The organism is Pseudomonas sp. AP42, from assembly GCF_001728935.1.
Classification (GTDB): Bacteria; Pseudomonadota; Gammaproteobacteria; order Pseudomonadales; family Pseudomonadaceae; genus Aquipseudomonas; species Aquipseudomonas lactis.
The window spans coordinates 1-10,036 of record NZ_LYSO01000165.1 but is presented as its reverse complement, the minus strand read 5'-3'; the positions used below and the strand labels follow the sequence as shown (position 1 = coordinate 10,036).

The 10,036-nt window shown below is 62.0% G+C and carries 8 protein-coding genes; 5 read left to right on the top strand and 3 right to left on the bottom strand.

From position 1 onward, the window contains the following. Positions 1 to 152: 152 nt before the first annotated feature. Complete coding sequence (locus tag A7K61_RS29255) at positions 153 to 1,760, top strand: alkaline phosphatase family protein (protein ID WP_069558910.1); 1,608 nt, start codon at positions 153 to 155, stop codon at positions 1,758 to 1,760. A 124-nt stretch (positions 1,761 to 1,884) separates the two neighbouring features. On the opposite strand, the gene A7K61_RS29250 is transcribed toward A7K61_RS29255, so the two are convergent. Continuing rightward, positions 1,885 to 2,790 carry a TauD/TfdA family dioxygenase gene (locus tag A7K61_RS29250; protein ID WP_003187589.1) on the bottom strand — a complete coding sequence of 302 codons (906 nt, stop codon included), beginning with the start codon at positions 2,788 to 2,790 and terminating at the stop codon, positions 1,885 to 1,887. Between the two features lie 184 nt (positions 2,791 to 2,974). Here A7K61_RS29250 and A7K61_RS29245 point away from each other — a divergent pair, with 184 nt between their 5' ends. Next, positions 2,975 to 3,895: a LysR family transcriptional regulator gene (locus A7K61_RS29245; RefSeq protein ID WP_069558909.1), complete on the top strand. Its 921-nt coding sequence runs from the start codon at positions 2,975 to 2,977 to the stop codon at positions 3,893 to 3,895. A 100-nt stretch (positions 3,896 to 3,995) separates the two neighbouring features. Here the strand turns inward: A7K61_RS29245 and A7K61_RS29240 are convergent, their stop codons facing one another. After that, complete coding sequence (locus tag A7K61_RS29240) at positions 3,996 to 4,997, bottom strand: ABC transporter substrate-binding protein (protein WP_044272457.1); 1,002 nt, start codon at positions 4,995 to 4,997, stop codon at positions 3,996 to 3,998. A gap of 279 nt (positions 4,998 to 5,276) precedes the next feature. On the opposite strand from A7K61_RS29240, the gene A7K61_RS29235 reads away from it, so the two are divergent. Beyond that, positions 5,277 to 6,875, top strand: coding sequence for an ABC transporter permease (locus A7K61_RS29235; protein WP_069558908.1), 1,599 nt, complete (start codon positions 5,277 to 5,279; stop codon positions 6,873 to 6,875). Then, positions 6,872 to 7,687: an ABC transporter ATP-binding protein gene (locus tag A7K61_RS29230; RefSeq protein ID WP_069558907.1), complete on the top strand. Its 816-nt coding sequence runs from the start codon at positions 6,872 to 6,874 to the stop codon at positions 7,685 to 7,687. Before A7K61_RS29235 ends, A7K61_RS29230 begins: the two co-directional genes overlap by 4 nt. Here A7K61_RS29230 and A7K61_RS29225 read toward each other — a convergent pair. After that, the gene (locus A7K61_RS29225; RefSeq protein ID WP_069558906.1) at positions 7,674 to 8,747 is read right to left on the bottom strand and encodes a fatty acid desaturase; all 1,074 of its coding nucleotides are present in this window, start codon (positions 8,745 to 8,747) and stop codon (positions 7,674 to 7,676) included. The genes A7K61_RS29230 and A7K61_RS29225 overlap by 14 nt on opposite strands. Positions 8,748 to 8,848: 101 nt before the next feature. Between A7K61_RS29225 and A7K61_RS29220 the strand changes: the two genes are divergently transcribed. Continuing rightward, a complete protein-coding gene (locus A7K61_RS29220; protein ID WP_069558905.1) occupies positions 8,849 to 9,853 on the top strand; it encodes an AraC family transcriptional regulator in 1,005 nt (334 codons plus the stop codon). Positions 9,854 to 10,036 lie beyond the last annotated feature (183 nt).

The window sequence follows — 10,036 nt, the reverse complement described above, 5'->3', positions numbered from 1 at the left end:
TTGGATCGCGGAGTGTCAGGCTGGCTGGCCTGCGATGACGCCAGCCGCCACACCCATGCATTCCCTGCATAAAATCCAGACCTTAAATGCACTTGCCAGCCCCCCCTGCGAACGGCGAAAAAACGCTTCTGTCCTCCGTCCGGTAAACCCCCATGTCTGAACCAAAACCCGTGCGCAACGTGCTCTACATCATGTGCGACCAACTGCGCCGCGACTACCTGTCCTGCTACGGCCATGCCCATCTGCACACGCCGAATATCGACCGCCTGGCCGCCGCCGGTGTGCGTTTCAGCCGTGCCTACACCCAGGGCACGATTTGCGGCCCATCGCGCATGTCGGCCTACACCGGTCGCTATGTCAGCAGCCATCAGGTGGCCTGGAATGCAGTGCCACTGCCGCTCGAAGAGCTGACGATCGGCGACTACCTGCGCCCCCACGGCATCCGCACCGCCCTGGTGGGCAAGACCCACGCCACGCCAAATATTGAGGCCTTGCAGCGCCTGCAGATAGACCCCGACAGTGCCCAGGCCGAGCCGCTCAATGAGGTCGGTTTCGACGCGTACCTGCGTCACGACGGCATCTATCCCGACAGCCCGCTGTTCGAGGATAAGCGCGAATCCGCGCCCTACACCCAATACTTGCGTGATCACGGCTACCACGGCAGCAACCCTTGGCACGAATGGGCCAACGCCGCCGAAGGTGAGAACGGCGAAGTGCTCAGCGGCTGGCATATGCGCAACGCCGGCAAACCCGCACGGGTGGCCGAAGAACATTCGGAGACCGTCTACACCACCGACCGCGCCATCGATTTTATCGAAGAACAAGGTGAACAGCCCTGGTGCCTGCACCTGTCGTATATCAAGCCGCACTGGCCCTACATCGCGCCGGCGCCTTATCACGCGCTGTACGGCGCCGAGCATGTGCAGGCGCCGATTCAACCGGAACACACCAGCGACCATCCGGTGTACCAGGCATTCCGCCAACACCAGGAGAGCGTGAACTTTTCCCGTGACGAGGTGCGCCTCACGGTGGTGCCCACCTACATGGGGCTGATCAAACAGATCGATGATCAACTCGGGCGGCTGTTTGATTTTCTGCAAGGCACTGGCCGCTGGGACGACACGCTGATCGTGTTTACCAGCGACCACGGCGACTTCCTCGGCGATCATTTCCTCGGTGAAAAAGAATTCTTGCTGGAGCCTGCGGTGGGTATTCCGTTGATCGTACGCGACCCGCGTGCAAGCGCCGATATCAGCCGCGGCACCGTGGACGAGCGCCTGGTGGAAACCATCGATGCCCTGCCCACCTTCCTCGACGCCTTGGGCTTGCCCGCCGCCGACCATCGCCTGGAAGGTCGCTCACTGATTCCATTGCTGCAGGGCGCGCAACCCACCTGGCGCCGCTACGCCATTGCCGAATACGACTACGCCTTCCAGGCTCCCGCTCGCGAGCGCCTGGAGCAACCCATCGACCGTTGCCGCATGACCATGGTGCGCAGCGAGCGTTGGAAGTACCTGGCGTATGACGGCTTTCGCCCGCAACTGTTCGACCTGGAAAACGACCCGCAGGAACTGCACGACCTGGGCAGCGATCCTGCCTATGCCGAGGTGCGCGAGACGCACCTGGGTTATCTGTTCGACTGGCTGCGTGGGTTGAAGCGGCGCACAACCATCAGCCACACGGAAGTTGAACTGCGTGGGCAGTGGTTTCGTTATGGTGAGCCAGAGGCAGAGAAAGTGGTGAAAATCGGAGTCTGGTAAACACCACAACCCAAATGTGGGAGCGGGCTTGCTCGCGAATGCAATCGGTCAGTTGATGAATACGTCGACTGACACTGCGCATTCGCGAGCAAGCCCGCTCCCACACTTTTAACCCTCACCCGGCTTAAAGACCTTTAGTGGTTTTGCTTGATTGCCCCTGCACCCCCACCGGCACATCGCCCTTGAGCGTAACCCGGCGCACGATGCGCTCCTGGGTGCCGTAGTCGTCCACCGCGTAATGCTGGGTGGCGCGGTTATCCCAGATCGCCACGTCACCGGTGTTCCAGCGCCACCGCACGGTGTTTTCCAGGCGGGTGACGTGGCCTTGCAGCAGGTTGAACAACTGCGCCGACTCTGCCTGAGAGTAGCCTTTCAGGCGTTTGACGAAGTGCCCCAACAACAGGGTTTTCTCACCGCTGACCGGGTGCACGCGCACCACCGGGTGTTCGGTTTCGTACACCGTGGAGGTGAACACTTTGCGGTACTCCTCAAGCTTCTCCACCGCCACGTCCGGCTTGCGGGCGGCATAGTCGTATTCGTTGCTGTGCACCGCCCAGAGGTGGTCAGCCAATGCTCGCAGCTCCACGCTGAGGTCGTTGTAGGCAGCGGCGGTGTTGGCCCATACGGTGTCGCCGCCGGAAGCAGGCGCCAGCACCGAACGCAGGATCGAGGCCTTTGGGTACGCATCGACGAAGGTCACGTCGGTGTGCCAGGAATTGGCGCGCTGGCCACGGGTGCCATCCAACTCCATCAGGAATCGCGTGCCGTCTCGCACCGGCACCGTTGGGTGGGCGATCGGCTCGCCGAGCAGGTGAGCAAAGGCTTCCTGGCTCTGGTCATCGAGATGGGTTTGTTCGCGAAAGAAAATCACCTTGTACTGCACCAGCGCCTGCTGGATGGCCTCGACGGTGGCGGCATCCAGCTCACCGGACAGTTTGATGCCACGGATTTCGGCGCCGATCCGCCCGGCTACCGGGTGAATATCGAGTGCGTGGGCGATGGGTTGAACGGCTAATGCGGCGTTGCTCATTGTGATGACCCTCATGTGCCTGCGAAACGGTGGGGGGACGCTTCCAGCAACGCTCTATTCATATGCGATTTAGGTCTAGCAAATGAATGAATGCTTCGTTGACGGAATAAGAGCTTGCATTTAAAACCTCAGCTTGCTCGGTCGCAAATGCCTTCGACCTATTTTTAAAATGCCGGGAAAGCATATGGATCTTCGCCAACTGCGCTACTTCATCGCCCTCAACGAACACCGCAGTTTCGTGCGCGCTGCGGACGCCATGGGCATCACCCAACCGGCGTTCAGCCGCAGCATCCAGGGGCTGGAACAGGAGTTCGGTTGCGTGCTCGTAGACCGTGGCCACAAGGACTTGCGCCCCACGCCGGAAGGCCAGGTGGTGTTGCAGCACGCCCTGAGCCTGGTGCATGGCGCAGCGCTGCTGAGCAGTGAAGTGACGCGCATGACCAAGCTCGACGCCGGCGACCTGCGCTTCGGCTGCGGCCCGGCGCCAGCGGTGAAACTGGTGCCGAATGCAGTGGCACGGTTTATCAACGCGCACCCGAAAATCCGCACCACGTTTCAGGTGGATAACTGGGAAACCCTCAGCCGCCGCCTGAGCCGTGAAGAGATCGAATTCTTCATCGCTGACATCCGTCAGTTCGAGGCCGACCCGAATTTCCAGACCCGCGCACTCACCCCCAAACGCGGGGTGTTTTTCTGCCGTCCTGGGCACCCGTTGTTGGCCAAGGACAGCCTGTCCACCAACGACATGTTCGACTACCCGCTGGCGGCGCCGCTCATCTCCCAGGGCATTCGCAAGCTGTTGGCGAACCTGAGTGGGCGCATGGATTTTTCACCGAGTATCCAGACCGAGCACTTCCCGGCGCTGGTGAGCATCGTGCTGCAAACCAATGCCATCGGCGTCGGCACTGAAGAGGCCTTTGCCGAGGACATTGCCAAGGGGGCCTTGGTGCTGCTGCACTGGCGTAACTTGCCGCAGCACATGGAGACAATGAGTGCGCGCTGCGGGATTGTCAGCCGCACCGGGTCGCGGTTGTCGCCGGCGGCGAAGGCGATGATTGAGATGTTGGTGGAGGTGGATAGTCAGCCGGTGAGTGTGGCGGTTTGACGGGCCCCTTCGCGAGCAAGCCCGCTCCCACAGGTTGGAATGCATTCCAAATGTGGGAGCGGGCTTGCTCGCGAAGACGGCAGTACAGGCAACAACAAAATCAGAGCCCCGCCGCCACCAGCCCCGGCGCCACCCAATCACTCACCTGAAACGACTTGCGAATCAACTTCTCCTTGGACGCCAAGTCCACCGCATCCTGCAATTTGCCAAGGAACACCGGGTCCAGCGTGGAGGGGAAAACTTCGCTGAGTTTCTGGTCCTTTAAATCATTGGTGAGGATCACCGGCGGGTAACTGGCCAGCCCGGACACCAGCGCGATGTAGGCCTGTTTGTTGTTGTCATCGGTCAACCACTGCACCGCTTGCTGCTGAGCCTTGAGCAACGTGGCCACGGCGTCTGGGTGTTCATCGACAAATTTGGCGCTGCCCACCAGCACGGCCTGGATGCTGCCGGCATCGCCCAGGTCCTTGGTGGTCAACGGTATCTCTGCCAAGCCTTTGGCCTGCAACGCCGTCAGGGTGGAACCGCCCCAGGTGGCATCAATCTGCTTGGCGGCCAGGGCGGCAGCGGCCGCGTTGAAGTCCAGGTTGATCACCTTCAGGTCCTTCTCGCTCAAGCCCTGGCTGGCCAATGCGCTGTCGAACGACAACTGGCTGGCCGTGCCACGGAACACCGCCACGCGCTTGCCCTTGAGGTCTTGCAAGGTCTTGATGCCGGAGCCCGGCACCACGCCGAGGTAGTGTTTCACTCCCCGTGCGGAGGCGCTGAGCAGCCGCGTATCCAGGCCATTGGAGCGGCCGATGATCGCCGCCAGGTCGCCCAGATAAGCCAGGTCCACCTGGCCGTTGGCGAAGGCCTCGTTGATCACAGGGCCAGCGCCCTTGAAGTAATTCCACTGGATCTTGATGCCTTGGTCGGCAAAGGCTTTTTCGAAGATCTGCTGTTCACGCAACACGTCGGTGATGCCACCGCCACTGTGTTGGCTGCCGGCACTGAGGTCGGGCACGGCGATGCGGATTTCCTTGAGGTCGGCGGCATGCACCAACCCGGCCAGGGCGGTGCCGGCGAACAGGCTGATCAGACGTTTAAAGGGCAGTTTCATAAGCGCAGCTCCTGTTGGGCGACGGTCGCCTGGGGAGCAAAAAGTAGGCACAAGCTGAACAAAACTTTAAATACTATAAATTCACAATTTAATAGCTTTTAGGACTATGCGAGCTAGCACGCAGCCTCCAGAAGGATATGCACAAACAGCATCGAAAATATTCTTCGAATGCATTGGATGCGTAGCGGCCTGAGGCTTTAAATGACTTTTCTTATCTCGCAATCATCTTGATCCCGCTTTTGTAAGATCGAAATCACATAACGCATTCGGAGGTCTTCCATGGCCCGGATTTCACTTCTGAGCCTGCCGCTGGCGGCCCCGTCCAAAGGCGTCGCGCCGCGCTGGCCGCAGCTGGGCCAGCGGTTATTGCCGTGGCTGCTGCCGCTCACGCTGTTTGCCTTATGGTGGCTGGCCAGCCGCAATCATTGGATGAGCGAGCAGATTCTGCCTACCCCCACCCTGGTGTGGAGCAGCGCGGTGGAGTTGGCCGGTGGCGAGTTATGGAGCCATCTGGCGATCAGCTTGCAGCGCTTGTTCTGGGGCCTGCTGGCCGGCATCAGTGCCGGCGCGATACTGGGTGCGTTCCTGGGCTTCAGTGCGCGCGCCGAGCGCTTGGTATTCCCGACCTTCAGCGCCCTGGCGCAAGTGCCGACCCTGGCCTGGATCCCGCTGTTCATGGTGTTTTTCGGCATTGGCGAAACCCTCAAACTGGTAGTGCTGGTCAAGGCCATCGTGGTGCCCGTGACCCTGCATACCCTGGTGGGCGTTCGCGACGCCCAGCCCAACCTGCGCGAAGCCGCGCGGGTGCTGCGCCTGCCTGGCCACTTGCTGATCCGCCGCCTGGTCCTGCCCGCCGCACTGCCGGCGTTCATGGCTGGCGTGCGCCTGGCTCTGGGGGCCGGCTGGACCTCCCTGCTGGCCGTGGAGTTGCTGGCCTCCAGTGAAGGCATCGGCTACCTGATGGTGTGGGCACGCCAGTTGTTCATGCTCGATATCGTCTTCGTGTGCATCGTGGTCATTGGCGTGCTGGGTGTGGTGATGGACCGCGGCATCGGCTGGCTGGATCGCAAGTGGGTGCACTGGCCGCACCCCGCCACCGCGCAGATCCGCCGTGGGCCACGCTATGAAGGCTGGCAACGCCTGCAGCCCTGGTTGTTACCCTTGCTGTTGTTGGCGCTGTGGCAGGCAGCGACGCAACAGGGCTGGGTAGACCCGAACATTCTGGTCAGCCCCTGGACCGTGCTGCAAACCACCCTGGCCGGCGCGCTGGATGGCAGCCTCACCACCGCCCTAGGCAAAAGCCTGGGCCGAGCCGTGGGCGGCTTGCTGCTCGGCGGCAGCCTGGGCTTTGCCTTGGGCTTATGGCTGGGGTTGTCGCGGCGCAGTGAGCGACTGTTCGGCCCAACCTTGTCCGCGCTGCGCCAGATTGCGATTTTTGCCTGGGTGCCGCTGCTGACCGCCTGGTTCGGCCTGGGTGAGTTGGCCAAGTGGGTGTTTATCGCCCTCGCCGCCTTCTTCCCGTTGTTTATCGCCACCCAGCGCAGCGTGCTCAACCTGTCGCCCCAGCTGCGCGAAGCCGCGCAGGTGCTGCGCCTGAACCTCTGGCAACGCCTGCGCCGCTTGGTGCTGCCGGGCGCCGCGTCGGGGATTTTCGCCGGCCTGCGCCTGAGCCTGATCTACGCGTGGATGGGCACCCTCGGCGCCGAATATTTCATGCCCTCCAATGGCGGCATCGGCAGCCTGATGATCGGTGCCCAACAGCTGCTGCGCATGGACCTGATCATGAGCGGCATGCTGCTGGTCGGCCTCACCGGCGCTACCCTCAACCTGCTCGGCCAACGCCTCGAAACCCGCGCCACTCGCTGGAGACACGCATGAACGCACCGATTGTCAGCTTCAACCATGTGGGCAAGTCCTTCGACGTCGATGGCTTCGAACTGGAAGCCATCCGTGAATTCAACCTGGAGGTGGCCGAAGGGGAATTCGTCGCGATTGTCGGCGCCAGCGGTTGCGGCAAGTCCACCCTGCTGCGCCTGCTGGTGGGGCTCGATACGCAGTATCGCGGCGAGATCCGGGTGGATGGCAACGCCGTCAGCGGCATCGGCGGCGAACGCGGCATTGTGTTCCAGGAGCACCGTCTGTTTCCGTGGCTGACCGTGGCGCAAAACATCGGCCTGGGCTTGGTCAACGAGCCGCTGAGCGAGGCCGAGCGCACGCGGCGCATCAACGATTTTATCGAGCTGGTGGGCCTCACCGACTTCACCCGCGCCTACCCGCACCAACTCTCCGGCGGAATGGCGCAACGGGTGGCGATTGCCCGCGGCCTGGTGGCCAGCCCGCGCATCCTGTTGCTGGACGAACCCTTCGGCGCCCTCGACGCGCTGACCCGCCAGCAGATGCAGGATGAGCTGTTGGCAATTCGCGCCCGCGCCAGGATCACCACAGTGCTAGTGACCCATGATGTGGAAGAGGCGATTTTCCTCGCCGACCGTGTGGTGGTGATGGAGCCCAGGCCCGGGCGCATCAAGCAAATAGTCGACATCGCCCTGCCCCATCCACGCCAGCGCGGCAGCTTTGAATTCCACCAGCTGCGCGAAGAACTGCTGCACGAACTGATCAGCGATGACCACTACCAACCGCCCGTACGCGAACAGATTCGCGATTTGCCCCTGGCGTTTATTGCCTGCTGAGGTGAGCTAAATCGCTGTGTGCCTGCTCACGTCGTTCGAAGCGGTTGGCGCGGGCAAAGGTGCCAAAATCATTGAAGCGCACACCCATCTCGGCCATGACCTTATGCGCCACCTTGGTGGTCATCTGGCGGATGTAGAACGGCTCTTTCACCACAAAGTGATGGATGCCATGGGTGCTGCCGAAGTTGAAGCAGAACGCCTGCAACGGCCACAGCCACCAGGGGTTCAGCACTTGGGTTTGCTGGATCACATTGCCCAGCTCCACATCGCCGTAGTAGTGCATGTTGGAGCTGACAAAGTGCAGGCAGAAGGTGCGCAACACATTCGGGCCGATGATCACCACCGCAGCGATATCGATCACCTGCATCACCTGCAAGGTATCGGCTGACCATTGAATGGGCGCGCCCACCAGGTTGGCAATCCCATTGGCGGCATGAAAGCCCAGGAAGACGTACCACGCGCCCCAATGCAGCAAGGCCAGCGGTGCGTACACCAGCAGCACGCGCTTGAGGATGCTGACCCTGTGCGGCCAGGTCTTGGCGCGCAACAGGCGGATCAAGGCCGACATCATGTTGTCCCCCACCATCAACAACCGCGCGATACCCCAGGGTTCGCCGTTGGTGATCGCGCGCTCTTCCATATCGGCCTCGGTGCCCGAAACCTTGTGATGGTTGAGGTGCAGATGCCTACGTATCCACGGGTTGATGGTGCTCGGGCGCGCCAGCCACACCAGGCCCATCATCACATTGTGGGGCACGCGCTGTTTACGAAAGTACATGCTGTGGATCAGGTCGTGTTCCAGCTCGTGGGTGAGCGAGGCGAAGAAAGCATTGAGCAGCAGACACACCCACCAGGCCATATGACCGCTGATATAGAGCGCCGCCGAGCCGAGCATGCCCAGCAGGGCAAAGGCCAGGATGCCCGCGCCCAGCGCATCCTGATGCAACAACCAGGGGTGCCGCTGGCGCAGGCGCACGCCTTCGGCCATCACGACCTCGCGGATGTGCGCTGAACGCTGTTGTGCGTTCAACGACTGGGGGCTTGCAGAAGTACCGTCCATGCTTCCATTCTCTTGTGAAGTGATGCCTGAATCCTGCACCTAACCCTAGCGCAGGACGCTAGCCACGCACGCCAATCTGTTGACCACAAGCGCCAATTGCCATGACCGAACCCACGTCCCTCGCCAGCTGGACCCGCGCCCTGCGCAAGCAGCTCGACGCCCTGGGCCTCGACAGCGCCGCGCTGTGCGCCGAGGCCGGGCTCGACCCGCAGCAGATGGACGACCCCAACGCCCGCTACCGGTTGTCGGCCACCACGCGCTTATGGGCGCTGGCGGTACAGGCCAGTGGCGACCCGGCGATTGGGCTGCGGGTGTCGCGGTTTGTCAGCCCCACCACCTTTCATGCGCTGGGTTACGCATTGGTGGCCAGCGGCAGCTTGCGCGAGGTATTCGAGCGCATCGTGCGCTATCACCAGGTGGTCAGTGATGCCTTGGACTTGGAGCTGAGCCGCCACGGCGACATCTACCGTTTTCGCCTGCTCCAACCCCCAGGTAGCCCCGCGCCTGCGCCGGAAGCGATCGATGCCTTTGCGGCGATCTACGTACGCACCTGCCGCAACCGCCTGGGGCGCGACTATGCGCCATTGGCCGTTTACCTGCGGCGCCCGGAACCCACCGACCCCAAGCCGTGGCACACGGTATTTCGCTCGCCAGTATTCTTTGCCGCCGACGAAGACCGCCTGGAATTCGCCGCCAACGACTTCGACAGCCACCTGGACGACGCCAACCCGGAGCTGGCCGAACACAACGAAACCGTGCTCAAGCGCACCCTCGCCCAACTGCAACCGCTGACCTGGGAACGCAAGGTACGCGCCGCCATCGAGGCGCAATTGCCAGACGGCGAGCCAAGCGCCGAACGCATCGCCCAAGCGCTGCACTTGAGCTTGCGCAGCCTGCAAAGACACCTGGCCGATGAAGGGTGTCGGTTTGACGCCTTGCTGAACGAGTGCAGGCAAAACCTGGCGTTATTGCACCTGCGCGACCCGCACTGCTCATTGGCCGAGATCAGCCACTTGCTGGGGTTTGCCGACACCAGCAGTTTCAATCGTGCGTTCAAGCGCTGGACAGGGATGACGCCGGGGCAGTTTCGCGACGGGTTGCAGTAGCAAGGGCCTCATCGCAGGCAAGCCAGCTCCCACAGGGGAATGGGTTCACATCCTGTGGGAGGTGGCTTGCCTGCGATGAGCATAGATATCTACATAACTTTGTAGGCTGTAGCAGCAGACGGTAACCACGATGCGAAGCGAGCCGCTCTTGATCTGCTTTTGATCTTGATCTCAAGCGCCCCG

Bases quoted from the DNA above. Each gene is read 5' to 3' on its own strand.
- A7K61_RS29245 (WP_069558909.1), top strand. From the start codon at position 2,975: ATGGATCTTCGCCAACTGCGCTACTTCATCGCCCTCAACGAACACCGC.
- A7K61_RS29220 (WP_069558905.1), top strand. From the start codon at position 8,849: ATGACCGAACCCACGTCCCTCGCCAGCTGGACCCGCGCCCTGCGCAAG.
- A7K61_RS29255 (WP_069558910.1), top strand. From the start codon at position 153: ATGTCTGAACCAAAACCCGTGCGCAACGTGCTCTACATCATGTGCGAC.
- A7K61_RS29240 (WP_044272457.1), bottom strand. From the start codon at position 4,997: ATGAAACTGCCCTTTAAACGTCTGATCAGCCTGTTCGCCGGCACCGCC.
- A7K61_RS29225 (WP_069558906.1), bottom strand. From the start codon at position 8,747: ATGGACGGTACTTCTGCAAGCCCCCAGTCGTTGAACGCACAACAGCGT.
- A7K61_RS29235 (WP_069558908.1), top strand. From the start codon at position 5,277: ATGGCCCGGATTTCACTTCTGAGCCTGCCGCTGGCGGCCCCGTCCAAA.
- A7K61_RS29230 (WP_069558907.1), top strand. From the start codon at position 6,872: ATGAACGCACCGATTGTCAGCTTCAACCATGTGGGCAAGTCCTTCGAC.
- A7K61_RS29250 (WP_003187589.1), bottom strand. From the start codon at position 2,790: ATGAGCAACGCCGCATTAGCCGTTCAACCCATCGCCCACGCACTCGAT.